Below are 25,016 nucleotides of genomic sequence, written 5' to 3'. Positions count from 1 at the left end.
GCTCAGTGTATTTTTAAAACCCTGTGTGGTACACCGTGTGCTATAAGCTCGACAGGACACTGATATGTGGCTTCAAGATCTTCGGCACTGACTTCTTTGGAGTTGTGATAGTGCAATTTCCTGTTAAGACATGCAATCTTATCCACATAGACCGAGAGAGCACTCATATCATGAGTGACCATCAATATGGCAATCTCTGATTTAAGCCTGTTTAGAAGTTCATAGAACTCTCTCTGCCTCTTAGAATCAATACCGGTTGATGGTTCATCCAGGATAAGCAGTTTGGGCCGGGTCACAAGTGACCTTGCAATAAAAACCCTCTGTTTCTGGCCACCGGATAGTTCACCTATCTGCCGGTCCCTGAATTCAAGCATGTCTACCGTTTTAAGAGCTTCTGCTGCTGCTTTTTTGTCATCTTCATCGAATGATCTCAAAGGACCTTTATGGCTCAGGCGGCCCATTAGGACCACATCCCATACACTTATGGGAAATTCAAGATTAGAAGAAATGTACTGGGGCACATACCCCACATACTTCCGGGTCTTTCGGGGATCCTCATTAAGGAGTTTCACCGAACCCCGGTTAGGTTTGATCAATCCCAGGATAACCTTAAGAAGAGTGCTTTTGCCTCCTCCGTTAGGACCAATGATTGCAAGGAAATCCTTATCCTCAACGGCAAGATTCACTTCTTCGAGCACGGGAATATTGTCATAACTTACCCAGATATCCTTGAGATTGATCACTTCAACCATTTTAAGCCAGTCCTTTTTCAAATGCTGCTGTTACGTTTGCAAGATTGCCTATATAATCTTTTGCAAGCGGATCGACCTCTACAACCTCACCGTCGATCTCATTGGCTATTGTTTGCGCACTTGTAGTACTGAAACCTGACTGTACGAAAATTACCTTTATATTTTTCTCTTTTGCCGTATCTATCAGGCGCTGCATGTCCTGGACACTCGGCTCTTTGCCTTCTATTTCCACGGAGATTTGCTCAAGACTATACTCGTCTGCAAAATAACCCCACGCAGGGTGATAAACGATAAAACTGCTACCTTCCTTGCCTGAAAGAGTGGTCTTTATTTGTTCATCCAATGCATCGAGCTCTGCAAGATACGCATTCTTATTCTCAAAATAAGTTGCTTCATTTTCAGGATCAAGCTCTACAAGCCCTCCATAGATATTTTCGACCATTAACTTAACGTTTGCAGGAGAGGTCCATATATGAGGGTCCATACCGGTTTCTTCACCATGTTCATCCTCAGCATCATGTTCATCCTCAACATCATGTTCATCTTCATCCTCATGAGCATGAGCCTCCATTTCACTCATTGTGATACCTTCCGAACAGTCAATTATCACCATTTCAGGATTTAAATCAGCGATCTTACCAATCATATTATCTTCAATGGTTATTCCTGAGCCTACCATTGCATACAGTTTTGCATTGCTCAGATCCCTAAGCTGCCCGGGAGTAGGCTCATATGAGTGAGGATCTGCCCCTGGAGGAACCATAACAATTACTTTTACACTATCTCCTGCTATCTTTTCCACAAATTCTGCCTGTGGAAGCACACTTACAGCTACAATCATGCCACCTGAATCCGAATCAGATATCCCAGCGGAAGAATTTTGTTCGTCAACGCATCCTGCAGTCAAAACGATACAAATAGAAAAGAGCATCATCAGAGCTATCATATTTTTCTTCATATTATTACACCACATTAATTTGCACTATAACCAAATTGTTTGGTATGCACCCAACAATTAATCAGTAAAAAATCAAATCAAAGATTACCAGCAGAACCACAAGAATTATGATTAATCATGCCACAACCACTCACAGTAGGATGACCCATTGCATTACAAATAACGTCAATTGCAGGTTTGGAAACGAATGATTCAAAACGAGAAACCTCATCGCATGCTTCCTCAGATGACAGGCCATAATGACTCAACATTAGACTCAGTATATTATGCCTGTTTACAAGAAATTCAGCATACCTCCTGCCTTTTTCAGTAAGGAGTACACCACGATAAGGAACATGATCCACATAACCGGATTTTGAAAGATCGTTTATTGTCTTTGTAGTTGTGGAGGGATCAACGTTAAGCTCTGAAGATATATCCGTCGTCCTTACAAGTTCCCCCTTTTTGGAGAGGAACTTAAGATACTCCACTTTTTTAGGAGACAGTTCAAGCCCTGTGATTTCCTGCATGCTAATACATAATCAAGAAGACATATATATTTTTTTGAACATAAGTCAACTTTTAGTGTTATTTGTGGTATGCACCCAATAATTAAACTTATTTCATCAGTCCGTTGCCGCCAATATCCACAAACAAAATAGAGAAATAATCAGAAAAATATTTGTACGCATAATCAAGATATAATCAGGGGATTAAAAATGCTAATACAACAGATATTCACTGAGAAAATTGCCCATAGTTCTTACATATTGGCAGGAGATAGAACCTGTGCAGTCATCGATCCAAGAAGAGACATAGAGATATATCTGGAGCTAACAAGAGAACTTGGAGTCAAGATCACGCATATCCTTGAAACTCATTTACATGCCGATTTTATTTCAGGCCACATAGACCTTGCGCAGAGAACAGGAGCTGCAATTTATGCACCATTGTCAGCAAATTGTGATTTTGAATATGTAGCCCTCTCAGAAGGAGATTCTTTTTCCATAGAGAACATTAAGCTGGATATTCTGGAGACACCGGGGCACACACCCGAGCATATATCATACGTAGTCACTGACGCTTCAAGAGGTGAAGAACCAGTTGCACTTTTCTGTGGAGATACCATGTTTGTAGGGGATGTTGGCAGGCCGGATCTCTTCCCGGGAAAAGCAGAGGAACTTGCATCAAAATTGTATGATACTTTGCATGAGAAAATCCTTAAATTGCCCGATTTCTGTGAAATATATCCGGCACACGGAGCAGGGTCCCTTTGTGGAAGAGCCATGGCAGCCAAGAGAAGCAGCACCCTTGGCTACGAAAAGAAATACAACTATGCACTAAATATCAATGAAAGGGCAGACTTTATAAAGTCACTTACAAACAACATGCCTGATGCACCAGACCATTTCAGCCGATGCACAAACGTAAATCGTACAGGACCTGAAAGAGTGAAAGAACTTCCTATCCCCGAAGCATTGAACAATGTCCAATTCAGGGAAAAAATGAAAGATGCAATCATTCTTGACGTACGTAATTTTGAATCCTTTGGCGGACAACATATACCACAAGCTTATAATATAGACAGCAACTCGAATTTTCCCACTTACTCTGGATGGTTACTGCCCCCTGAAAAAGACATACTGATAGTTTCAGACAATTATTCACGGGCATTTGATGCATGCACTCATCTGCATAGAGTAGGACAGGACAGGATAGCAGGCTACCTTGAAGATGGCATGTACGGATGGGTAACGGATGGACTACCTACAAAACATGTCCCACAGATATCTTCTTCTGAACTGCACAGCCGAATAAATAACGGAAAAAAAATGACCCTGCTGGACGTAAGAGCTGTCTCTGAATATGATGAGTTCCACATTGATGGAGCTGTAAATATACCCGTACACGAACTGAGAGAGCGGCATGCCGAGATTAACGATGATGCTGAAACCATTCTTATATGCGGCTCAGGTCAAAGATCGAGCATGGGATGTAGCATCCTTCTACAAAATGAATTCACCAAAGTACAAAATGCCGCAGGCGGCATGACCGGATATGCGACTGCAGGATATGGGCCTGAATGTCCCATGTGTGTTCTTCCCTGGGCACCTTTCAAGAATAAGTAAAATTAACTGAAAGGCATATTCCTGAAAGTGAAAAGTTCCCTCACCATGTAGAGAAAGTCTACAATTTCATCCACAGAGACCAACAGCAGGATCAATATCAATAGTGCTATGAGCAACTCTGAGTAATCCGGCAAGGACTGTAGTATATGAGCAAATGTGCCCACATTACCGTTTGTAGCGTGAACCATAATAACACCCAAATAGAAATCTGGTGCTATGTAATAAAAACATATCCATTATTGCTAATGATTTTTTATTATAATAAGTAAAAACCATCATTCAAGTTCTAATATGAAAATAAAAAGGATTTTCTGCTACTTAGTTTTTTTTAATATGATATTCACTTTGACAGACTTGAATTGACTTCTGTCCATAAAGACCGGACCTTAGAGGAAAAATCATTATCAAAACACTCCACAACAGATTTCCCATAAATCATTGCATCAACAGGACTTTTGTCATATGGAAGCATCCCTGCAACATTTATTTCATTATTTTTACAATAAATAGAGATTGACTGTGACAAATCCATATTGATATCACATTTGTTGATACAGACTACAACAGGAATCCTGAAATGTTGTGCTACCTGAACCACCCTCTCAAGATCATGTATCCCCGATATCGTTGGCTCCGTAACAACAAGAACAAGATCAGCCCCTGTTATTGCAGCAATCACAGAGCATCCAGTCCCCGGCGGACCATCGATGATAACCACATCCTTCCCACATTCCAATGCAAGCTCTGAGGCCCTTCGCCTCACATCTGAGACTAACTTGCCACTGGCTTCCTCTCCGGCTCCGAGCTTTGCATGAACCAATGGACCGAAACGTGTGTTGGAACAGTAGTATTCACCAGCTTTTTTCTCAACCATGCATATAGCATTTTCAGGACAAACAAATTCACAGACCGCACAGCCTTCGCATTTGCACGTGTCAATAACATTAAACTTATCAATGGCATCGAACCTGCATGAACTGGCGCAGGCACCACAATCCGTGCATAATTCTTTGTTGATGTGTGCAACTTTCAGCCCATAGAAATCAGTCGTTTCAAATGTTTCAGGCTGTAAAATCAGGTGCATGTCTGCAGCATCAACGTCACAATCTGCAATTATCGCATTTTCAGCGAGTGCGGCGAAAGAAGATGTAATGGTGGTCTTACCTGTGCCACCTTTACCACTGATAACCGTGAGATGTTTTAGCATTGAGACAAACCCCTGTATGGAATAAACTCACATATATCCCGGCACATTTCCCGGAAATTTTCTTTCCATGCGGGCATATGCTCCACAAAAGGAATACCTTTTGAGTAGAGAACAGCTATTTCCCGAATGTAGGGGATCTTCATCAGGACCGGTATACTTTCAACACGGCAATATTCCTCAACCCTGTTATCCCCCAGGCCATGTCTGTTTATAATAACCCCGAAAGGAATGCCCAGTTGCCTGATAACATCCACTGCAAGAACAAGGTCATTAAGACCAAAGGGTGTTGGCTCTGTTACAAGCACACAATAATCCATGTCTGCAACAGATGCTATGACAGGACAGGCTGTTCCCGGAGGGGAATCAACAACTGCAACCGTGCTTTCATCCATGTGTGTTTGCAACTGCCTGATAACAGGCGAGGCCATGGCTTCACCAATATTAAGCGTACCTTGCAAAAGTTCAATATTAAACTGCTCGTTCGTACCTTTTTCAATAACACCTATTGAACGCTTTTTCTCCGTAATGGCTTTTTCAGGACAAACAAGGACACAGCCACCACAGCCATGGCATAATTTTGGAAAAAGCATGACACTATCAGACAATTTAGCTATCGCATTGTACTGGCAGAACTCTGCGCATTTACCGCAAAGGGAACACTTCCCGGAGTCCACCTGAGGAACTGTTATAGTAACATCTTCCTGCTTTTTAAGATCAAATCCAAGAAAAAGATTGCAATTGGGCTCTTCCACATCGCAATCCAGCAGTTGTGCATTCCCAAGAGAAAGCGCAAGATTGACGGCCACCGTCGTCTTTCCAGTCCCGCCCTTACCACTTGCGATAGCTATTTTCATGTATCATACACCTATGGAAAAATTAATGGCAGTGCACGTGGTCATCATCGTGACCATGTCCGCTGCATGAATTATCCCGTGTGGCCTTTGCAAGCTTAGAAGATTCCCAGGCATCAATAGCATTCTGAACCGTGCCAGTGGCACCACTGAATACATCAATACCAGCCTGCTCGAACATATCTACAGCTTTTTTACCAAGACCGCCACAAAGCATAATGTCTACGCCTTCCTTTGCCATGAGTTCAGGAGGCAGACCTATGCCACCGTTATGCTCACTTGTGTTTGGAAGAACTGAAGCTTCTTTTGTTTCTGTGTCGTACAAAGTGTAAAAAGGCACCTTTCCAAAGTGCTGGCCAACTGTCTCTTCAATTCCTTTCTGTCCCATTGATGGTATACATAATTTCATCTTCATACCTCTGATATCATTAACTTTAAAATGTTATAATGGTGTTATTAAAAATGATAAACACCTAAATCAGAACTTATCTTCCTTTTTTACCAGGAGAATTTGCAGCTTCGATACTATCCAGTGAATCTGATTTATAGGACTTAATAGCTTCAAGAACTGAGCCGGAAGAGAATATTTTCATTTCAACATTCTCAGATGATAGCAATGAAAAAGCATTCGGACCAACACTACCGGTGATCAATGTGTCTATACCTTTGCTAATCACCTGCTGTGCTGCCTGAACGCCTGCGCCACCGGTAGCAGAACCGTTTCCATTTTCGATAGATTCAGATTTCATTGAGTCAGAATCAACTATCACGAAGTATTTGCACCTGCCAAAATGAGGGGTAACTGATGCTTCCAAACCAGAATCGTTTGCTGTCACACATATTTTCATTGATATTCTCCTATATACCCAATCACCGAATATACACACATATGAGTACAAATATATAAAGATGACCAGTTAATTTTATATATTTACTCCCATTGGAGAAATAAAACACAAAATGACCACCCTTTATATATACAACAAAGACAAAGTGGCATTGAATGTTAACAATTTTTGAGGCAATCATACTTGGAATAGTTCAGGGAGTAGCGGAATGGCTTCCAATAAGCAGTGAGGGAATGACAACCCTTGTTATGATTAACGTGTTTAACAGAACACTTGCAGATGCCCTGCCTATAGCCATATGGTTACACACAGGAACCCTTCTTTCAGCTGCTGTCTATTTCAGGACTGATGTCAAAGAGATAATAAACGAAATACCACATTATCTTAAAAACAGGGATGTTCAGGAAAAAAAGAACAGCATAATAACATTCCTGTTAATAGCAACAGCCATAACCGGAATAATAGGATTGCCACTTATCCTCTTTGCAACTGGAATGGAAGAATTCTCCGGTAAACTTGCAACCGCTTTTATCGGAGGACTTCTTATAATCACAGGCTTGTTGCAGATATCTGCCTCAAAGAGAACAAAGAAGAGAGAACAAACGGTCATCATGGATTCTATTATTGCAGGAATTGCGCAGGGATTTGCCGCACTTCCGGGAGTAAGCAGATCAGGCATAACCGTATCAACACTGCTCCTGCGGGACATAGAAGCTTCACAGGCTCTGAGACTCAGTTTTCTAATGAGCATACCTGCAGTCCTTGCTGCAGATGTAGGAATCGGAGCAATGGGACTTCTAAGCTTTGACCTAAACTCATTACTGGCATTGTTCTTCGCATTCTTATTTGGGATACTAACCATCGATCTTTTCATTAAAGCAGCCAAAAAGTATGATTTCTCCAAATTCTGCATTGCTCTTGGAATTCTCAGTATCCTGGCATATTTCGTATGAGAATATTTCGTATTTTACCACAAACGAGAATAAATATATAAGATTTACCAGTAACGTATAAATACTACATTACTTAATGAGTGCATAATAATGACTTGCAGAGGAAGACCAAAATCACCCAGAAGAGTTGAATGTTCACCAGATGTACTCTTTTTTAAACCACGAGGAGTACCACTCAAAGAACTCGAAACAGTATCACTTGCAATAGAGGAGCTTGAAGCTCTGCGACTGGCAGACCTAGAAGGATTGCAGCAGGAAGAGGCTGCGATCAGCATGGGTATTTCGAGACGGGCTTTCTGGCAGGATCTTCAGAATGCAAGAAAAAAAGTGGCTTCTGCCCTTATTGAAGGTAAAGCCATAGAAATCGTCGGCAAAGACCCTAAAAATATAGGATAATTGCTACACCACATTTGTTAGTTCAATAAAATTGCTCAAAAGAGAATATTGCTAAAGGCGAAACAACATGACACAAAATATCCAGAGTGCAGAAGACCTTTTAAAAAAGCCAGAAGAACCAAAGCTCGTTAAGAACATGAGAGCCATCAAAAAGAAGATAATGGTTATGAGCGGCAAAGGTGGAGTCGGCAAAAGCACAGTGGCAGCAAATCTGGCTGCAAGGCTTGCAGAACGCGGACAGAAAGTAGGACTTCTGGATGCTGATATTCACGGACCAAGTATCCCAAAGATGTTTGGTATTGAAAATGAGAAACCTACGGTTGATGAGAATGGCATTGTGCCCATAAATGTCGCAGAAAACCTTACTGTGATGTCAGTAGCACTTCTTCTTGAGGATAAGGATGCACCTGTGATATGGAGAGGTCCGGCAAAGATGGCAGCCATCAAGCAGTTCCTTGAAGACGTTTCGTGGGGAAAACTCGACTATCTTATCGTAGATCTGCCACCTGGCACTGGTGATGAACCACTCAGTATTGCACAGTTGATAGAGAAAATGGAAGGTGCTGTTGTTGTAACAACCCCACAGGATGTGGCACTTATTAGTGTGAGGAAATCCATCAAATTCGCAGAGATACTCAAAATACCCGTAATTGGCATTGTTGAGAATATGAGCGGTATCGTTTGCCCCCACTGTGACGAGATAATAGACCTATTCGGTAAAGGCGGCGTCGAGAAAGCAGCATCTGACTTTAATGTTCCTGTTCTTGGCGAACTCCCTATGGACCCGAAAATTGCAGAGATAGAGGACAATGGAAAAGTTTACACAGACATCAACGAAGAGATACTCTGGGGTAAGAATTTTGCTGCAATTGTTGATTCTGTAGAACAATTCAAAAAATGATTTAAAAGACTCATAAAAAGGAAGAGAACTTCTCTTCCATTTTTTGTTTTCTTTTTTACTATATCATTTCCTTCTTTTCAATTTGCAGGAACGGACATGACTCCAGAGGAATCCAGGAAAATAAAAGAATACGAGGAACGTCACAGGTATAAGATGGATGGCATGCAGAAAGATAAATAAACGTCCGGGCCATCAGGAACAATATGGATTTTAAGAGTGAAACGTCATTCAAATGGCTGTATTCACAGAAGATATCAAAAGTAAAAGATCTTGCACGTATCGTTCAGGCAAGTTTCCTCTGGAATGAGGAAAATGACTACAAGGAGAAACTTGTAAGCTCAAAAACAGGAGATTCATGGGACTGCGACCTGCGGGATACCGCACGTGCCGCTTCAGTCCTTGCGCTTACAGGCATCGTTTTTCCAGATGTTAAAAGATGGATGCTCTCAAAACAATCCGACATATCGTGGAATAATGATGTCTATGACTCCGTATACGCACTGATATCACTTGCAGATATGGGATCATATAATCAGAAAGGATGTCAGTGGCTTGTTGATAATTACGGACCAAAATGGGAACATCCCGGAACCACTGCCCTCATAATCACTGCCCTCTTAAAACAGGTAAAACTTGAAGGTGAAGATGGCTTCAGTAATTTCATAGATGAACGTGCCAGTTGGATAATCTCGCAAAGGGAAAGTGAGGCTGCCTGGAAAACACTGGCTACAAGCAACCTTGTAATTCAATCACTTCTTCTTGCCGGGAATAAGGATGAGACAGTTGTGCCTGTCAAATGGATATTGTCACATATGAACGGCAATGGTTCATGGGGAAAAGAAGGGGGAGATATCAATACGACATCCCTGTCGCTCATTACTCTGTGGGAATACTTTAAATAAAATATTATTTTACAGGCAAGAGTATGTGAATATCCGTTCCTACTCCCTCTTTGCTCTCAGCCCACATCTGCCCATTGTGAGCCACAATTATCTTCTTGCAAATGTAGAGACCAAGGCCGTTCCCGCCATACTTGCGAGTTGATGAACCATCCACCTGATAGAATCGGTTAAATATCAGAGGAAGGTTTTCTTCAGAAATGCCTATGCCATTATCACTAACTTTTATGTGTAGCTTTTTATCTTCCTGAAGAACAACAGATACCTCTATCTTCCCATCTTCCTGCGTAAACTTTACTGAATTATCAATTACGTTTACAAATACTTCTTGAAGATATTCCAAATCGCCCTCTATTAGCGGTATGTCAGATGGAATGGACCTTTCAATTTCGTGCCTCTTACTGGCAATCTCAGGGGATCTGTCACGTATCGCTGAATCTATTACTTCAGACATCCTCAGAGGGAGGAAAGTGTAATCTACGCTGCCGCCTTCCGTTATACTTACATAAAGAAGCGAATCGATCAGTCTTTTAAGCCTTTCAGAACTAAGCATAATCTTTTCCATGGCATCATGTTGTTTTTCGCTCAGTTCTCCCAGAGCTCCGTCAAACATCAGTTCACTGTAACCTTTAATCGGAATCAGTGGTGTAGTTAGTTCATGCCTGAGATTTGAGAGGAACTCATCTTTCATCCGGTCAAGGGACTTAAGTTCCTCATTAGCCCTTGCAAGTTCCTCTGCGTACTTGTTCAGGGCTTCTTCTGCAGCCTTACGCTCGGTGAAGTCTTCGACAACGCATACACCACCCATTAATTTGCCTTCTTCGGATATCACCGGACTAAATTCAGCTTTGATGGGAATGACCTTATTTGAAAATGGAGAGTCGAAATTATCCTCGTACCTGGCAGGAATACCCGCAAGGACCTGCTGTATAGCCTTTTTGATAGATTCGTCCTTGAAGGACTCGAGCATATTGAAGCCCATTATAGCGGAGATCACTGTTTCTTCAGGAGCACCTACAATCTTCACAAAGTTCTCATTGCACTGTGTGATTACACCCCTCTCGTCAAAATGGAAAATACCAAGAGGTGATTTCTCGAATATCATACGATACTTGTTTTTGGAGATGGTCATCAGACGCTCTTTCATCTTACGTTTGGAGATGTCATTTATAAAAGCGCCGTGGAAAATCTCACCTTTTACTCTTGTTGTTGTGATTGCTAATTCTATAGGGAATTCCGTACCGTTTTTACGTAAACCGGTAACTTCAATTATTTTACCCACCACAGGTGATTTACCAATAGAGATAAGTTCATCCCAGCCTTCGTGTGCCTTACGATATCGTTTTGGCATTATAAGACTTATCGGTTTTCCGAGTACCTCACTCTTCTCATATCCAAAGAGTATGCTTGCATTCCGATTCCAGAAAGTGATCATTCCCCTATAATCTGAAAGTATCAGTGAATAAGGAATGGAATCCAGATGAGTAAATATATTAGCGACAGCAGGGAGAGAGTGTGATTCAGGCTCTTTTTGCTTTGAAATAGCCGCACAGGATAAAAGAAATGCCTTTTCAGAAGAAAAGGTATCTTTCAACAAACTTGTGTTTATACTAAAACTCTTTGAAGTTCCATCAAGACCAATTATTGATGTTTCTAAAACCTGAGATTCAACTTTACCATCAGATAAAATAGAAGAGAAAAATGAAAGGACATTTTCTTTTTCATCTTCTGGAATACATATCTCTGGAAAATTGATATTAGCGACTTCTTTATCCTCAAAGCCTAAAAAATTTCGTGCTTTTTTGTTTGCCAGAATTATGTGGCTATTTTCATCAATAAGAAGTATAAAGGAATCCAGAAGGTCAAAAAAAGTTTGTGAACGCTCAATATCTTTAAAAGGAATTTTATTGGCGAGTCCTTGTACCGAATTTTCTACATTTAGAGAGTTAACACTCCCCTCATCCGAAAAATCGAGTCTTTCTTTTTTTGTGGCCATCTATACACCTATGAACCTGGCAAACACATTGTAGAAAATCTACATTAATGGTAACCAGATACATGCAATTATATTGAATATATAATATATTATATCTAGTATTTGGTATTTTATTGTATATAAACCCTATTAAAAAAATAACAGTAAAAACTGAATTCAGACTCATAATTAAAATAGAATATTGACATTTTGGGTAGCATTTATAATCAGAAAAAACTATTGAAGTAGACAGAGTGACCCAAGATGAGTGAAAATGCGATCAAATATCATGAGGATTCTAATACTTATATTGCCGGCAAAAAGACCTTTTTTGAAGGAGACGTCAACATTGACGGAAACTTTATAGTTGGAGCAGGTTCCAATTTCTGGAAGGATTTAAATGTGAAGGGTATCCTGAAACTTGGAAAAGGAACTTTTGTGAAAGGGAATATAAAAGCAGATGAAATGATCATAGGTTCAAAATCAGAGATCAATGGCAATGTTGAAGCGTCAGGCGAACTTAGAATATTAGACTCTGTAGAAATCAACGGTTCCGCAATTGCAGGAAAAGAGATGCTTGTGCGCCCCGGTTGCAAAATCAAATTTGCAAAAGCAAACAGCACAATGGAACTTGTTGGAAAAGTCAGCATAAAAGAAATAGAATCAGGAACAAAAGTAATTGTGCGTTCCGAATGAACGCAAAAATGATTATTTTGTTTGTTCCTTCAGGAGAGATTTCAAAATCCTGTCACGAAGCACATTTGCTTCAAGACTTGTTCTGTCACGTGGCCTTGGCAAATCTACATTGATTATTTCCTTTATTTTACCGGGACGTGCACTCATCAATACGATTTTATCAGCAAGGAACACTGCCTCATCAACACTATGTGTGACAAAAAGAACAGTAATATGTTTTTTTTGCCATATATCCAAAAGTTCCTGCTGAAGAATATTGCGCGTCTGAGCATCCAGTGCACCGAAAGGTTCGTCCATAAGCAGAACTGAAGGTTCGTTTGCAAGAGCTCTTGCAATGGCTACTCTCTGCTTCATACCGCCTGACAACTCATAGGGATAACTGTCCCTGAATTGCTGGAGTCCAACCAGTTCCAGATATTTTTCAGCATCCTTAAGTGCATCTTTCTTTTTTATCCCACTCATCTGAGGACCGAATATAATATTATCGATAACTGATTTCCATGGGAACAGGGAATATTCCTGGAAAACCATTCCCCTGTCAGGACCAGGAGATTCTATTTTTTTGCCATCCAGATATACTTCACCTTCATCCGGCTTATCAAGCCCGGATATTATTCTGAGGAATGTGGTTTTTCCACAACCTGATGGACCTATGAAACATACAAAATCCTTATCGTTTACTTCAAGATTGACATTTTCCAGTGCAAGTGTAGACGTATCTTCATCTTTTGTAAATCTGCGAAAAACATTGTTTACTTTTACCTTTCCCATCATATCACAACCCCTTTACGCCATTTGAGGAGCTTTCCATCGATATAATAACGCAGCAATCTGTCAATGAATAATCCAAGGAAACCAAGTATTAACATGTAAACAAGCACAAAGTCCATGTTATGTAGATAGTAATGATGCCATATCTTGTAACCAAGTCCGTTCCTGCTCACACCGAACATTTCTGCAGCAACGAGACACATCCAGCCAACTCCCATGGCAATCCGAATACCTGCAGCAACTGAAGGAAGTGCATAGGGAAGAGCCACATATCTGATCAATTCACGATTGGTATTACAGCCCAGCACCTTTGCTGCTTCAACATAAACACGGGAAACGCTCTTAAAACCTGTAAAAGTATTTATTATAATTGGAAAGACTGCTCCGATAAATATCAGAAAGCCTGCAGCCAGTGGGTTAAGTCCAATCCATATGATAGCAAAAGGAATCCAGGCAAGTGGTGGAATAGGACGTACGAGTTCAATTAAAGGATCAACTATACGATCAACTGTACGGAACCAGCCCATTACCATTCCCAGAGGAATGCCAATTGCAAGTGCAGAAAACATACCAATCCAGAAATACAGAAGACTGTAAAGAAGGTCTACTATCAAAACCGGAAGTTGAAGATCCAAACCTATAATACTTAACTTAGCATCTTTTGCCATTATGGATATGAACGCAAGAGTCACATCCGTAAAACTTGGCAGGTAGAACTTATTCTGCACAATATAAACAGCCACAAGCTGCCAAAGAATAATTGCAGAACATATAGAGGCTATTTCCACTTTTTTTTCACTCAGGATCTGAAGATGTTTTTTTACCATGAATCCTCCGGTAACTGGAGATAAAGACCTCCGGACAGACAGTAGAAATGTCTACTTATTATTTAAATTATTATCAAAAAAGAAAAAAGGATTATTGATCTTGAGCTTCATAGAAGCTCAGATCGAATATGTCATCTTCTTCAAGTTCAGTACTGATATAACCTAATTCATACTGTACCTGGGCATAGTCCACTGTTGAATTGACTACAAGAGATGGATCAGAAACCCAGCTACCATCCCAATCAGAAATGGACGCTTTAACTACTTCAATATCCCAGTCCTGGTCATCGGCAAATACCTGTGCAGCCTCGTCCGTGTTCTCAGAAACGTACTCTGTTGAACGTGTATGGGTTTCTACGATCTGCTGTACGACCTCAGGATTCTCACGGATAAGTTCACCACTCACAGCGACAACACAGCAGGCATGATCCTCCTGTACCTCTCCAGAGGATACAACAGATCTTCCGACACCTTCCTCCTCAATGAGAGTAGGTGCGGGATGTGGCAGGAAAACTGCATCAACCTGATTGGCTGAGATTGCTGTCATTGCATCTCCGGGACCCATTGGCACAATGGTTACATCAGCATCAGGATCAACATTATTTTCTGCAAGCCAGTTCCTCAGAAGAGTATCCTGGATAGTGCCCGGGGGGAAAGTGGCGATCTTCAGACCCTTAAGGTCCTCGGGACTCTCGTATGGAAGCTCGGTGCGCAGTACGACATCAGAACCCTGTGTCTGCACTGCCGCAACTATCTTTGCATCTAGGCCACTTGCCAGTGCAGATATAACAGGAGCTGCTCCTACATATGCAACATCGATCTCACCGGAAAGCATTGCCTGCATTTCAGGAGCACCTGTGGGGAACACTTTATCATCGATGGTCTCAATTCCCAGGGGACCGAGGTCCTCAGCCCACCATCCTTTATCTTTTGCCATCAGATAAGCTACCTGATGGGTACTTGGCTGGTAGCCAAATGTGAGTTCTGTAATGGTTTCTGCTTGCTCGTCCTGCTCTGTTGTTTGCTCAGCACATCCTGAGATGAATACTGCTGCTATCAGAGCAATAACAAAAAATAAAGTGGAAGTTACTTTGATTGTCTGTTTGTAATTCACATTATCACCCTAAGTAATAATTAGATAATTTGAAGTCAGATTCCAATATATTATATATATTTCTACATTTCATGAGTTCGATTGCCTAAAAGTATTAATTATAGGTACACCTTATCCTTTATAGGATATTAAAAACTACAGGTGTATGGAGATGAGTGCTGCTGATAAAATAATAGATGCTGTTTTTGAATCTGATGATGATTTCAGGAAGATCCTTTCAAGTACCATAAAGGAAGAGCTGAATATGAATATGGCAGAATTTGCCGAAAATGCAGGCATTCCTGCAAGTACCCTTTATAAGATAATGTCTGGAAAAAGGGAACCGAATGTCAAAACATTGAGGCAGATAATAAAAACGATAAAAAAACTTGAGGGTTCAGAAAAAGGAGAGTTCATTGCCGTAATTGCTGCCAGACCGGTACTTGACAATATCAGTGAAACAAAAAGAAAGATATGTGGAAGTCTTTGCACAATAAGGGAATACTCTGCGACCTCCATGGAAGAAGCCATAATCGCTGCAATCAGGGCTGAAAGAGATGGTGCAAAAGCTCTGGTATGTGCACCAATAGTAAGTCCCACTGTTGAGAAAATATTAAGAATACCGGTTGCCACAATAATGCCAAAGAACAGTCTTTTAGAAGCTATAGAACTTGTGGCAAAAAAAATAAGTTAAAAATGTTTAAAAAGAGTTTATCGGATATTCCCGACCAACTCTTTTATTGATTCTATTGCTTCAGCTACTTTTGCCTGTGCTATTTCTACAGTCCATCCACCTGCTGTGAATAAGTAAGCAATTCCCCCTACTGCTGCCAGTGCTATTGCTCCAAGTACATAGAACAGGGTACCGGATTTTTCAAACACCTCATATGTAGTTGTAAGGTCACCAACTTTCACCTCATAGATCCCTGGCTCTTCTTCCACATGAGAGAACTCAATGGTAGTGGAATTACCAACGGAGAGGCTGATAAACTGTGAATCAAGAACCACATCATCGACCTTAAGGTCCACAGTGTAATCGCCTGCATCAGTACCAGTATTGACAACATCGACACTTATAGTAGCTTCCTTACCCTGCTTTATTTCAAGTGGAGTTATCGCAAGGTTGCTGAATTCAAATTTAGCTGCAAGTTCGTCTACCCTAAGATCGAGTTCTGCCTCAAGAAGACCTGATTTACTAGCAATGATCTTGTGTGTTCCGGCCTCTGTTGCAGTATAGCTTATAGTACCATCATTATCAGTTGTACCAATAGACTTTCCATCAAATGTGACATCTGCACCTGAAATACCATCGCCGCCAATTGCCTTTAGAACAAATATAGTCATTGATGTACCTTCATAGACTTCATCCGGTGACACCTCAACACTCATCTTTTTGGTCTCATCGTTCTTATCAATAACTTCAAGATCTTCTGAACCTGAGGCATAATCGTCCTTTTCAGCCGTTACCTCAAAAGTACCTGCTTCTGAAGGAGTGTAAGCCAGAGTACCATCAGCAGCAGTTGTTCCAATTGTTGTACCTTCTACCTTAATGGTGGCATCACCAATTGATGCGCCACGTGCATTTACGGTGATAGTTAGTTCTTCCCCTTCCACAATAGTGGACTGGCTCAGTTCAACATCCAGAGTTTCGGAAGCTGCTGTTTTTACTTCGACAAATGGATAGTATCTGAGTGTATCAGAGTCTGCTACCTTTATCCTAACATTATCCATTAGCTCGATTTCATTGTCCTTGTTAAGGGAAATCGAATTATCGTTTGACATCACAATTGAAGTACCGAAGCTATCGATTTCCATGTCTCCATAGTTATCACCACTTTCCAAGGTGATGTAATCTTCAGATATCTGGAACATTCCCTCTACAAACACGGCATTGCTTTCGCTTCCTCTGAAAACTTCATTGAAGTGTATTATGATTATAGGTACGTCATCTGCATCTCCAAGGTCCTTCTCGAACACATAATCAGCATCAGAGGACACAATATCAGTATCTACTTCATCTCCATCTTTATATAGTTCGATGAGGACACTTTCACCGTTCACGTCAACTTCCACTATCTCCAAAGTGTAACCTTCTTCAAGAACAAGTTCAGACCCAGAGAAGACTGAAGCTTTAGAATCCTCATCCACCAGTACCTTAGATAACTGACCATCGGAAATGAGATTTAATGTACTGACACCATCAATATCTGTAGCACCGGTGTACCCTGTAAAGTACTTCTCAGCCAGGAAACCGACCACGTTGAACTTACCCCAGTCAGAGTGTTCAAATTCAACGGATGCAGGAGTACTTGTGTATACAAGTTTCCCTGATGAAATTGTCCTACCTGAAATGGACTCTATTTCGAGAGTCTCAGTCTGGATGCCCTCATCGATATCATAGTAGAAGCCTTCAAAATTCAGAGGTGTCCATGTAAATGGAGTGTCCCCTACAACTACCGTACTACGCAGTTCATATGTACCCGGATCGGTCATATCGACGAACGGAGCAAACCTAAGATCATCGCTGTCGGCAACAAGGAGCTTTATCTTACCCATAAGAGTTACGGACTTTCCTTTGGAAAGGGAAACTGAACCATCATTTTCCATTTCGATAAGATCATCATCGATTCTGGTAATCTCCATATCGCCATAGGATTCACCGTCGTCAACTTCAATGTACTCATCCGATATCTGGAAAATACCTTCCACGAAAACAGCATTTGACTCGCTACCACTGAATATTTGATCAAAGTGAACGGCGAGTATTATAACATCATCAGCGTCGCCAAGATCTTCCTTATAGGTATAATCGTCGCCACCTGAGATTACAGAACTGTCAAGTTCATCCCCATCTTTGGTGAGTGTGACAAATACCTTGTCACCATCCTTATCAACCTCAACGATATTGAGCCTGTAATCCTCCTCAAGTATGATCGATGACCCTGAGTACGCAGACTCTTTTTCATCATCGTCAATAAGGATCTTTGACAACTGCCCTGAAGAAATCATACTTACTACATCAACACCATCAATTGTAGTGTTAACAGTATATCCTGCAAAGTATTTCTCTGCCATGAAACCAATAACCTGATATGAACCCCAGCCGCTATGATCAAAATCAGTATCAACTGGTGCTGTCTGATAGAGAATATCACCGTCACCAAGTGTGCGATCAATGTTGAAAATTGTCAGGTTCTCGGAACTCAGCCCTGATTCGAGGTCATAGAAGAATCCTGAGAAACTATTTGCATTCCAGGTATACTTGTCAGGTGACTGAACGGCATTCTCATCCCAGATACGGTCTCCTGTGAAGTAGGTTTTTGAGTACACATTTATCGTTTTCGTGGCTACGTCTGAACCATCACCATTGGTTGCTGTCAAAGTAACATTGAAAGCACCTGTGGAAGTATAAGTATGCACAGGATGCTGTGCAATGGAAGAACCACCATCTCCAAAGTCCCAGGACCAGGATGTTGGAGTATTACTTGAAGTGTCATTGAACGTTACTGCAAGAGAAACTGTCCCTTCAGTGACATTTGTAGTGAAAGATGCATCTGGAATAGTTGAAGCAGGAGTACTGACAGTTATGTAAGCAGCTCTTGTTTTCACGTCACTTGCAGTTCCATTTACTGCAGTGAGGACAACAGTATATGTACCGTCAGAAGTATAGTTGAAAATTGGATTCTGTTCTGTGGAATCATTAGTGCCATCATTATCAAAGTCCCAGTACCACTCTGTAGCATTTGTAGAACTATCAGTGAATAAAACAGTAAGAGGATTGTCACCAGAAGTTATGTTTGCTGTGAAATCTGCAACCGGTTCAATATCAGAACTTACTGCATTAACTGTTATGTAGTCAGCTCTTGTTTTCACGTTACTTGCAGTTCCATTTACTGCAGTGAGGACAACAGTATATGTACCGTCAGAAGTATAGTTGAAAATTGGATTCTGCTCTGTGGAATCATTAGTGCCATCATTATCAAAGTCCCAGTACCACTCTGTAGCATTTGTAGAGCTATCAGTGAATAAGACAGTAAGAGGATTGTCACCAGAAGTTATGTTTGCTGTGAAATCTGCAACCGGTTCAATATCAGAACTTACTGCATTAACTACTATATAGTCCATTTTTGTTTCCACGGCACTTTCAGTTCCATTTACTGCAAAGAGAACAACAGTATAGGTACCGTCAGAAGTGTAAGTGTAAATCGGATTTTGTTCTGAGGAATCATTAGTACCATCATTATTAAAATCCCAGGACCAAGAAGTCGCATTGAGAGAGTTGTTTGTGAATTGCACAACCAACGGAACGTCACCTGAAGTTACATTTGATGTAAAATCAGCAGTAACATTTGCGGCCGAGCCTACAGTGCTGCAGAAAAGCATTAATGAAAATGCGATTAAAATAAATTGAAATTTCTTTTGCATTATAAAACTTCCTTAAACTATAAACAACTAAATTGTAAACAACGTAAACTAATCATGCCTAATCTTAATCCCCCAATTGTAGATAACCTTTTCGATTTATCGACAGGTCTGTGCCTTCCTTTCGCTCAATGCGAATACCAACTGTTTGTTCAACTACTTCACCTATAATACTTAAGTTACATGCAGCACGTGCTTCTTCCAGTTTATCCGGGGAAACCGTGAAAAGCAGTTCAAAGTCTCCGCCTGTGTAAAGTGCAAAGTCCGTCTGCTCATCCGGATCGGAGGTTACATAATTCCCGAGGTCCTCATGCACAGGCAGCATGGACTCATATATCCTGAACCCGACACCATTAATATCAGCAAGGTCGTGCAAAGACATTGCAAGGCCATCACTTGTGTCCATCATACATGTTACAGCACCGGAACTCGCAAGTTTCATCGCTTCGTTAACACAAGGAATAGGCGTAAGCAGTTTATTGAGAAGACTACCAGGAATTGTAATATTTTTTTCAATCGCATGAAGTGCTGCACCTGCGGAACCCGCAAAACCTGTCACACAGACCTTATCACCGATCCTTACACCTTTTCGGGTCAACAGTTCAGATTTTTTGACTTTGCCAAGTGCAGTACCAGTAATAGTTAGTTCATCGTGGGTGTCAATATCCCCACCTATGACTGAAGTGCCACAGAATTTGGCACAATCATCCATTCCTCTGGAAATTTCCTCAACAAAGGAAATATCCGTGTCTTTGGAAAAACCCATGGCAGAAAGAAAACCTATTGGACGTGCACCCATGGACGCCACATCGCTCAAATTAACTGCCGCAGACATCCAGCCTATCTGCCAGGGAGTCATCTGTAAGGGAAAATCGGTTTTCCTGTGCAGCATATCCGTAGTTACCACCAGATATTCATCACCAGAGATGTCAACAACTGCACAATCATCAGTTCCAGATCCGATGCGAACATCAGGGTTGCAACCATTATTGAAAATACCGGATAAACGCTTTATAAGTGAACGCTCACCTATTTCAGATACAGGAGTAGAGCCAGTCATATTTTACCTGCTATTTTGATGTGACTATATATAATTACTTAGCACGAAGTGATAAACAGCAAATGAATAACTAATAGAACTTAGTTAAAATAAATAAATTTTGCTGATATGAAAACATCAACAAAATTTATACAACCCTGGTCTGCAGGGAAATAATTTACCTACGCACCCTTCTTCTCAATGCTACAAAAGCTCCACCGAAGACTGCTACAATAATAACCAATGGCAGAACATATCCCACAAGCACTATCAAGGCATTTACCATTGAGATGAATCCGTTGACAGATTCGGATAGTGCATCCCTGATTCCCCATGAACGAGTAATTGGCCTTGGTTCTGTGACACGTATATTTATGGTTGAAAACTCGATCCGGTCTTCTAGGTAATTCAACCTTCCCGTAAGGCTTTCAATCTCACCGCGCACCCTGCCAAGTTCCTTTTCCACACTGAGAACCTCTTCAACCGTTACGGTCATATTGAGTATTTCCTGAAGGCGGGTTTCCTGTATTTTAAGATTATCCAGACGTGCAGTCACATCGATGTATTCTTCCGTTACATCCTGTGCATTTACACTTTTAGATGTTACTTCCCCCAAGTCCTCCACATTATCGAGGAACGAAGAATATTCGGATTCGGGAACCCTGACCGTAACATAGCCCTCTTTACCGGCATCAGATTCATAATATGAATCGTAGACAGAAGAACTGGAAACATATCCACCTGAAGCAAGCGCCATTTTTGAGATCTCATCCAGACTTGCTGCGGCATCATTGACCCTTAATGTCATGTCAACAGTTGTTATTGTCTTACGATCCACAAAACCATTTGAGGCGCCACCATAATCACCATCATATTCAGCTTCACCCACAGCCGCATTTCTTGCAAAGGAATCATCATAATCTTCAACCACGAGATAATCAGCTGATTGCGAAGAAGTTTTTTCATTGACTCCCATACAACCAGAGATCAGAGTAGCCACAAGTAAAAAAATAATTACTGAGAAGTATTTGATTTTCATTTAATCATACCCATTTTAAGCATGATTAAATGAAGGACTGGGAAGTATTAAAAAATTGCTTAAGGTTCAAACTGATTCGAAGTTAACCTTTTCGTTACCCTTCTCTTTTGTCCGTACATATATATTGTCAAGGAACTCGTGGGTAAGGTCAGCAAGTTCAAGCATTTCATCCCTGCTCAATGGTTTTATGTCCCTGAGAGATTCAAGCATGGCATTTTCAGCAAATCCCTGCTGGAGGACATAAACAACATCCTTTCTGCCTGTTAATTCACTAATGGACCTTGCAATATTGCAGACATCATCAGAACTTCCCATGAAATCCCTGATTATGGTCGTCCTTAACTCAAGTTCAACATTGTTCCCCAGAACCAGATTAATGGATTCTGTCACTTTTTCCATTACAAGCTGTGGGTCAATGTGAATATCAGTATAGTCCTTGCAGCCAATTGCCTTTGCATAATCCTCGGCATTATCCAGAGGAGCTTTTACATCGATAAAGAATTTGTCCACAAGGCCTTCTTCCATCAATTCGGCCATTACGTGAGGATAATAGCCGTTGGTATGAATACCGACGAGCAAACCTATTTTCTTTGCAAAACCTGCAAGGTGCTTCACAGCATCCTTCTGCATCAGGGGTTCGCCCCCTGAGAAAACCACGTTACTTACAAATGGTCTGGACTTCTTTATTTCTGCTTCAAGTACTGACGTATCCACTACGTTGCTTTCAAAAAGAAGTGAATGGTTCTGGCAATAAGGACACCTGAATGGACATCCTCTTAAAAAAAAGACGACTGACACATGCCCGTGCCAGTCTATGGTAGAGATCGGAACAGAACTACCGTAATTGAGCTTCATGCGATCAGATCATATCACTTGAACTGTAACGCATCCTGTCTTCAAGCTCCTGTTTCTTGGCATTGTTCCAGCCGTTCACAGCCTGCACATATCCGGTTACCCTTGAAAGCTGCTCAACATCGTTTGAACCGCAGTTCTCACAGGAGCATTTCAGGCCGGACATTATGTGGAAGTCATTGAGACAGACAGTCATATCCTTGGTGAAAGCGAAATAGCCAATCTGGGTGTTCCTTGCAATGTTCATTGCAAATTCCTTGAGTCCCTTCGCATCAGGCGCACCTTCACCCATCCAGATATGGCAGATGTTACCGCCGTCAACTATTGGGAAGAATACGTGTTCGATATTGATCCTGTCGATCAGGGATACATTGGCACCTGGTGGTACATGCGTACCATTGGTGTAATAGACCGGAAGGTCATGAGCCTTTCCGAGTTTTGCAAGGGCTGCTTCCTTGTCACCCTTGACAACCTCAAGTACGGACTCCTTGTACTCATCATGCAGCAGGTCGGATACTGCAAACCTCTGACCTGTTGTCTCTGCCGGAGTACGTGCAAGTGCTATTTCCAGACCGTGTTTCTGGCTGAGCTCATGTGCGTACATCTCCATCTCGGTCATCACCCTGATAGCGAACTTGAAAGCATCCTTTGACTCATGTATCTGGGAACCTGTGTGATACTGAACCATTTCGTTTATGCCGATTACACCGATAGTGCAGACCAGCGCATCAATATCAACAGCTATTGCACCTTTCTTGCCGGTGACCGGGTCTTTTGGCCTCTGGGTCGCAAAGGGCATCCTGTTGCTCTCTATAATGCTCTCCATCCAGCTGCGCTTTGTCTTGAACAGTTTTATACACTGATCCATGAGAACCTTCAGATCTGTAAACAGGGCACTGTCATCCCCGTTAGCTCTGTATGCAGCTCTCGGACAATTAAGGGACACGACCTGCCAGGAACCCATGGAAAAGTGTTTTCCGTCCTTGAACAGGAGCTTATCCTCAAAACTGTCATCAGCATCAGCATTGGCTGAGAACTGGTATGCACAGCACTGATAGCAGGATATACCTTCGCCTGCACCTCTGTATTCAGGTAACTGATTATCGAAATAAGGTGTACCGAACTTTGCAGCCAACTCAAAAGTCATGTCGTATAGTTCTTCGTAACTTGGCAGGTCAGGATGTGCCCTGTTGAAGAACTCATCCTCTTCCATGAAATCAGGCTCGATTGAGATTTCCGGCTTGGGGAAGTTAAATGGCTTGCCCCAGTTGTCGCCTTCTATCATTACATCCATAAGAGCCTTGAAAGCCAGGCGCACTTCGCGCTCGAACTCACCATAGGTACGCTTCTGTGTACCGTTGTCACCGTCATGGACCCTGCCCTTGAAAACTGCAGGTTTATCTCTCCAAAGCTTTGGTACACCGGGGGACAGTTGAACGGAGGAGAATACAACCTGTCCACCGCGGGCTACCATCATCTGGGTCATCTCATATACGAACATCTGCATGAGCTGCTTTATGTCATTGTAGCTCTTGCTTTCGAAGTAAGGAGCCATGAAAGTAAGGAAGTTGTAAAAGCCCTGTCCACCTGCGAAATTAGTCTGGGCACTTCCGAGTGCCTTCACAGCATGCAGTATGGCTACTTCAGCCTTCATGGCAGGACCGGCTACACTTGCCTTTGCACCTGAGCCGTCCGGCATGAGTCCATAATAAAAGAAATACCTGAGATCCCAGTCCTGACAGAATGCACGGGTACCGAGATATTCCAGGTCATGTATGTGAAGATCACCGTTAAGATGCAAATCTGCAGTTTCCGGAGGCAGCAAAAGCAAATACTGCTCCTTGGATATTTTATCTGCTTTTTTCTTGTGAGAGGTCTCAGCGTTTTCCTGCAGGTTCGCATTGTCCTTGGCCTCAAAACCACTTCCAAGGTCAATCTCGCATGCATCGTATACAGGAGTACCTACCCTTGTAGAGATATTCCTCCACTCAACATGTCCCCTCTCAAGAAGTACTATATTTACTATTTCCCTGATAAGAGGACCTGAAAGGAACTTCAGATCAAGACTTCTGATACGGCGCTCAACTTCCTTTGCAATATCCTGAGCCTCTTCCTTTTCCATACCAGGTTTTCCATGGAACCTCTCAGCAAGTTTAGTCTCTTTTATTAACTGGTTGATAATGATATTGCGGTCCCATTCAACCATATGCCCCACTGTGGTACGCACCTTGGGCATTATGGAGATCGTGTGACCATCAAGTGTCTTTTGAATAGCATTTGGTTTTGTAAGCGGTGTCATACTGATATCTATCCTCTCATCTTCCTCTGCGCGAACCTGTTTGCCAGTTCCCAAGTCTGACCTGTCAAGTTCTATTTTTCCTTTTGTATTAGTAGCACATACGTCCATCATTCCCACCTCAATTTGATTG

24 protein-coding genes are annotated in these 25,016 nt (G+C 41.6%); 7 read left to right on the top strand and 17 right to left on the bottom strand.

All coding sequences use genetic code 11. The annotated features are described in order from the left end of the window. Nucleotides 1-2: 2 nt before the first annotated feature. The 3 genes from V7O67_RS04170 to V7O67_RS04160 all read right to left on the bottom strand — a co-directional run bounded on the left by V7O67_RS04170 (nucleotide 3) and on the right by V7O67_RS04160 (nucleotide 2,219). On the bottom strand, nucleotides 3-752 hold the full coding sequence (locus V7O67_RS04170; protein WP_406656501.1) for a metal ABC transporter ATP-binding protein: 750 nt from the start codon (nucleotides 750-752) through the stop codon (nucleotides 3-5). A gap of 1 nt (nucleotide 753) precedes the next feature. Next, complete coding sequence (locus V7O67_RS04165; protein ID WP_406670987.1) at nucleotides 754-1,710, bottom strand: metal ABC transporter solute-binding protein, Zn/Mn family; 957 nt, start codon at nucleotides 1,708-1,710, stop codon at nucleotides 754-756. A gap of 77 nt (nucleotides 1,711-1,787) precedes the next feature. Beyond that, entirely contained in the window at nucleotides 1,788-2,219 is a 432-nt protein-coding gene (locus V7O67_RS04160) for a metal-dependent transcriptional regulator (RefSeq protein ID WP_406670985.1), read from the bottom strand. Nucleotides 2,220-2,408: 189 nt separating this feature from the next. On the opposite strand from V7O67_RS04160, the gene V7O67_RS04155 reads away from it, so the two are divergent. After that, nucleotides 2,409-3,818 (top strand): MBL fold metallo-hydrolase, encoded by a 1,410-nt coding sequence (locus tag V7O67_RS04155; RefSeq protein ID WP_342306069.1) that lies wholly within the window; start codon nucleotides 2,409-2,411, stop codon nucleotides 3,816-3,818. 2 nt (nucleotides 3,819-3,820) lie between these two features. On the opposite strand, the gene V7O67_RS04150 is transcribed toward V7O67_RS04155, so the two are convergent. The 5 genes from V7O67_RS04150 to V7O67_RS04130 all read right to left on the bottom strand — a co-directional run bounded on the left by V7O67_RS04150 (nucleotide 3,821) and on the right by V7O67_RS04130 (nucleotide 6,724). Beyond that, complete coding sequence (locus V7O67_RS04150; RefSeq protein ID WP_342306070.1) at nucleotides 3,821-4,006, bottom strand: hypothetical protein; 186 nt, start codon at nucleotides 4,004-4,006, stop codon at nucleotides 3,821-3,823. 152 nt (nucleotides 4,007-4,158) lie between these two features. Continuing rightward, nucleotides 4,159-5,025, bottom strand: a complete 867-nt coding sequence (locus V7O67_RS04145) for an ATP-binding protein (protein ID WP_342306071.1) — start codon at nucleotides 5,023-5,025, stop codon at nucleotides 4,159-4,161. After that, complete coding sequence (locus tag V7O67_RS04140; protein ID WP_342306072.1) at nucleotides 5,019-5,879, bottom strand: ATP-binding protein; 861 nt, start codon at nucleotides 5,877-5,879, stop codon at nucleotides 5,019-5,021. The genes V7O67_RS04145 and V7O67_RS04140 overlap by 7 nt, the downstream gene beginning before the upstream one ends. 22 nt (nucleotides 5,880-5,901) lie before the next feature. Continuing rightward, nucleotides 5,902-6,285, bottom strand: coding sequence for a NifB/NifX family molybdenum-iron cluster-binding protein (locus tag V7O67_RS04135; RefSeq protein ID WP_342306073.1), 384 nt, complete (start codon nucleotides 6,283-6,285; stop codon nucleotides 5,902-5,904). A 76-nt stretch (nucleotides 6,286-6,361) separates the two neighbouring features. After that, the gene (locus V7O67_RS04130) at nucleotides 6,362-6,724 is read right to left on the bottom strand and encodes a NifB/NifX family molybdenum-iron cluster-binding protein (protein WP_342306074.1); all 363 of its coding nucleotides are present in this window, start codon (nucleotides 6,722-6,724) and stop codon (nucleotides 6,362-6,364) included. 155 nt (nucleotides 6,725-6,879) lie between these two features. Here V7O67_RS04130 and V7O67_RS04125 point away from each other — a divergent pair, with 155 nt between their 5' ends. The 4 genes from V7O67_RS04125 (at nucleotide 6,880) to V7O67_RS04110 (ending at nucleotide 9,876) form a co-directional block, all read left to right on the top strand. Then, nucleotides 6,880-7,677 (top strand): undecaprenyl-diphosphate phosphatase, encoded by a 798-nt coding sequence (locus V7O67_RS04125; protein ID WP_342306076.1) that lies wholly within the window; start codon nucleotides 6,880-6,882, stop codon nucleotides 7,675-7,677. An 87-nt stretch (nucleotides 7,678-7,764) separates the two neighbouring features. After that, entirely contained in the window at nucleotides 7,765-8,073 is a 309-nt protein-coding gene (locus tag V7O67_RS04120; RefSeq protein WP_342306407.1) for a DUF134 domain-containing protein, read from the top strand. A gap of 67 nt (nucleotides 8,074-8,140) precedes the next feature. Then, nucleotides 8,141-8,974: an Mrp/NBP35 family ATP-binding protein gene (locus V7O67_RS04115; RefSeq protein WP_342306077.1), complete on the top strand. Its 834-nt coding sequence runs from the start codon at nucleotides 8,141-8,143 to the stop codon at nucleotides 8,972-8,974. 203 nt (nucleotides 8,975-9,177) lie between these two features. Then, the gene (locus V7O67_RS04110) at nucleotides 9,178-9,876 is read left to right on the top strand and encodes a hypothetical protein (RefSeq protein ID WP_342306078.1); all 699 of its coding nucleotides are present in this window, start codon (nucleotides 9,178-9,180) and stop codon (nucleotides 9,874-9,876) included. A 4-nt stretch (nucleotides 9,877-9,880) separates the two neighbouring features. Here V7O67_RS04110 and V7O67_RS04105 read toward each other — a convergent pair whose 3' ends face one another. Continuing rightward, entirely contained in the window at nucleotides 9,881-11,869 is a 1,989-nt protein-coding gene (locus V7O67_RS04105) for a PAS domain S-box protein (RefSeq protein WP_406670982.1), read from the bottom strand. Nucleotides 11,870-12,112: 243 nt separating this feature from the next. On the opposite strand from V7O67_RS04105, the gene V7O67_RS04100 reads away from it, so the two are divergent. Further along, on the top strand, nucleotides 12,113-12,544 hold the full coding sequence (locus V7O67_RS04100) for a polymer-forming cytoskeletal protein (RefSeq protein ID WP_342306080.1): 432 nt from the start codon (nucleotides 12,113-12,115) through the stop codon (nucleotides 12,542-12,544). A 12-nt stretch (nucleotides 12,545-12,556) separates the two neighbouring features. Here the strand turns inward: V7O67_RS04100 and V7O67_RS04095 are convergent, their stop codons facing one another. The 3 genes from V7O67_RS04095 to V7O67_RS04085 form a co-directional block, all read right to left on the bottom strand. After that, nucleotides 12,557-13,315 carry an ABC transporter ATP-binding protein gene (locus V7O67_RS04095; protein WP_342306408.1) on the bottom strand — a complete coding sequence of 253 codons (759 nt, stop codon included), beginning with the start codon at nucleotides 13,313-13,315 and terminating at the stop codon, nucleotides 12,557-12,559. Next, nucleotides 13,315-14,142, bottom strand: coding sequence for an ABC transporter permease (locus V7O67_RS04090; protein ID WP_342306081.1), 828 nt, complete (start codon nucleotides 14,140-14,142; stop codon nucleotides 13,315-13,317). The genes V7O67_RS04095 and V7O67_RS04090 overlap by 1 nt, the downstream gene beginning before the upstream one ends. Nucleotides 14,143-14,233: 91 nt before the next feature. Continuing rightward, nucleotides 14,234-15,256 carry an ABC transporter substrate-binding protein gene (locus V7O67_RS04085; RefSeq protein WP_406670980.1) on the bottom strand — a complete coding sequence of 341 codons (1,023 nt, stop codon included), beginning with the start codon at nucleotides 15,254-15,256 and terminating at the stop codon, nucleotides 14,234-14,236. 151 nt (nucleotides 15,257-15,407) lie between these two features. Between V7O67_RS04085 and V7O67_RS04080 the strand changes: the two genes are divergently transcribed. Further along, nucleotides 15,408-15,929 (top strand): helix-turn-helix domain-containing protein, encoded by a 522-nt coding sequence (locus V7O67_RS04080; protein WP_342306083.1) that lies wholly within the window; start codon nucleotides 15,408-15,410, stop codon nucleotides 15,927-15,929. A gap of 17 nt (nucleotides 15,930-15,946) precedes the next feature. Here V7O67_RS04080 and V7O67_RS04075 read toward each other — a convergent pair whose 3' ends face one another. The 5 genes from V7O67_RS04075 to nrdD all read right to left on the bottom strand — a co-directional run bounded on the left by V7O67_RS04075 (nucleotide 15,947) and on the right by nrdD (nucleotide 24,994). Beyond that, a complete protein-coding gene (locus V7O67_RS04075; RefSeq protein ID WP_406670978.1) occupies nucleotides 15,947-19,618 on the bottom strand; it encodes an S-layer protein domain-containing protein in 3,672 nt (1,223 codons plus the stop codon). A 106-nt stretch (nucleotides 19,619-19,724) separates the two neighbouring features. Further along, complete coding sequence (gene thiL, locus V7O67_RS04070) at nucleotides 19,725-20,717, bottom strand: thiamine-phosphate kinase (protein ID WP_406670977.1); 993 nt, start codon at nucleotides 20,715-20,717, stop codon at nucleotides 19,725-19,727. Nucleotides 20,718-20,874: 157 nt separating this feature from the next. Continuing rightward, complete coding sequence (locus V7O67_RS04065; protein WP_342306086.1) at nucleotides 20,875-21,735, bottom strand: DUF4349 domain-containing protein; 861 nt, start codon at nucleotides 21,733-21,735, stop codon at nucleotides 20,875-20,877. A 66-nt stretch (nucleotides 21,736-21,801) separates the two neighbouring features. Continuing rightward, the gene (locus V7O67_RS04060; RefSeq protein WP_406670975.1) at nucleotides 21,802-22,590 is read right to left on the bottom strand and encodes an anaerobic ribonucleoside-triphosphate reductase activating protein; all 789 of its coding nucleotides are present in this window, start codon (nucleotides 22,588-22,590) and stop codon (nucleotides 21,802-21,804) included. 4 nt (nucleotides 22,591-22,594) lie between these two features. Then, complete coding sequence (nrdD, locus tag V7O67_RS04055) at nucleotides 22,595-24,994, bottom strand: anaerobic ribonucleoside-triphosphate reductase (protein ID WP_406671420.1); 2,400 nt, start codon at nucleotides 24,992-24,994, stop codon at nucleotides 22,595-22,597. Nucleotides 24,995-25,016 lie beyond the last annotated feature (22 nt).

Source organism: Methanolobus sp. ZRKC4 (assembly GCF_045291305.1).
GTDB lineage: Archaea > Halobacteriota > Methanosarcinia > Methanosarcinales > Methanosarcinaceae > Methanolobus.
This window is presented reverse-complemented; position numbering and strand designations above follow the sequence as displayed.

Excerpts from the sequence above, each read along its gene's own strand:
- V7O67_RS04170 (WP_406656501.1), bottom strand. The coding sequence starts at position 752 with ATGGTTGAAGTGATCAATCTCAAGGATATCTGGGTAAGTTATGACAAT.
- V7O67_RS04165 (WP_406670987.1), bottom strand. The coding sequence starts at position 1,710 with ATGAAGAAAAATATGATAGCTCTGATGATGCTCTTTTCTATTTGTATC.
- V7O67_RS04160 (WP_406670985.1), bottom strand. The coding sequence starts at position 2,219 with ATGCAGGAAATCACAGGGCTTGAACTGTCTCCTAAAAAAGTGGAGTAT.
- V7O67_RS04155 (WP_342306069.1), top strand. The coding sequence starts at position 2,409 with ATGCTAATACAACAGATATTCACTGAGAAAATTGCCCATAGTTCTTAC.
- V7O67_RS04150 (WP_342306070.1), bottom strand. The coding sequence starts at position 4,006 with ATGGTTCACGCTACAAACGGTAATGTGGGCACATTTGCTCATATACTA.
- V7O67_RS04145 (WP_342306071.1), bottom strand. The coding sequence starts at position 5,025 with ATGCTAAAACATCTCACGGTTATCAGTGGTAAAGGTGGCACAGGTAAG.
- V7O67_RS04140 (WP_342306072.1), bottom strand. The coding sequence starts at position 5,879 with ATGAAAATAGCTATCGCAAGTGGTAAGGGCGGGACTGGAAAGACGACG.
- V7O67_RS04135 (WP_342306073.1), bottom strand. The coding sequence starts at position 6,285 with ATGAAATTATGTATACCATCAATGGGACAGAAAGGAATTGAAGAGACA.
- V7O67_RS04130 (WP_342306074.1), bottom strand. The coding sequence starts at position 6,724 with ATGAAAATATGTGTGACAGCAAACGATTCTGGTTTGGAAGCATCAGTT.
- V7O67_RS04125 (WP_342306076.1), top strand. The coding sequence starts at position 6,880 with ATGTTAACAATTTTTGAGGCAATCATACTTGGAATAGTTCAGGGAGTA.
- V7O67_RS04115 (WP_342306077.1), top strand. The coding sequence starts at position 8,141 with ATGACACAAAATATCCAGAGTGCAGAAGACCTTTTAAAAAAGCCAGAA.
- V7O67_RS04110 (WP_342306078.1), top strand. The coding sequence starts at position 9,178 with ATGGATTTTAAGAGTGAAACGTCATTCAAATGGCTGTATTCACAGAAG.
- V7O67_RS04105 (WP_406670982.1), bottom strand. The coding sequence starts at position 11,869 with ATGGCCACAAAAAAAGAAAGACTCGATTTTTCGGATGAGGGGAGTGTT.
- V7O67_RS04100 (WP_342306080.1), top strand. The coding sequence starts at position 12,113 with ATGAGTGAAAATGCGATCAAATATCATGAGGATTCTAATACTTATATT.
- V7O67_RS04095 (WP_342306408.1), bottom strand. The coding sequence starts at position 13,315 with ATGGGAAAGGTAAAAGTAAACAATGTTTTTCGCAGATTTACAAAAGAT.
- V7O67_RS04090 (WP_342306081.1), bottom strand. The coding sequence starts at position 14,142 with ATGGTAAAAAAACATCTTCAGATCCTGAGTGAAAAAAAAGTGGAAATA.
- V7O67_RS04080 (WP_342306083.1), top strand. The coding sequence starts at position 15,408 with ATGAGTGCTGCTGATAAAATAATAGATGCTGTTTTTGAATCTGATGAT.
- V7O67_RS04075 (WP_406670978.1), bottom strand. The coding sequence starts at position 19,618 with ATGCTTTTCTGCAGCACTGTAGGCTCGGCCGCAAATGTTACTGCTGAT.
- thiL (WP_406670977.1), bottom strand. The coding sequence starts at position 20,717 with ATGACTGGCTCTACTCCTGTATCTGAAATAGGTGAGCGTTCACTTATA.
- V7O67_RS04065 (WP_342306086.1), bottom strand. The coding sequence starts at position 21,735 with ATGAAAATCAAATACTTCTCAGTAATTATTTTTTTACTTGTGGCTACT.
- V7O67_RS04060 (WP_406670975.1), bottom strand. The coding sequence starts at position 22,590 with ATGAAGCTCAATTACGGTAGTTCTGTTCCGATCTCTACCATAGACTGG.
- nrdD (WP_406671420.1), bottom strand. The coding sequence starts at position 24,994 with ATGGACGTATGTGCTACTAATACAAAAGGAAAAATAGAACTTGACAGG.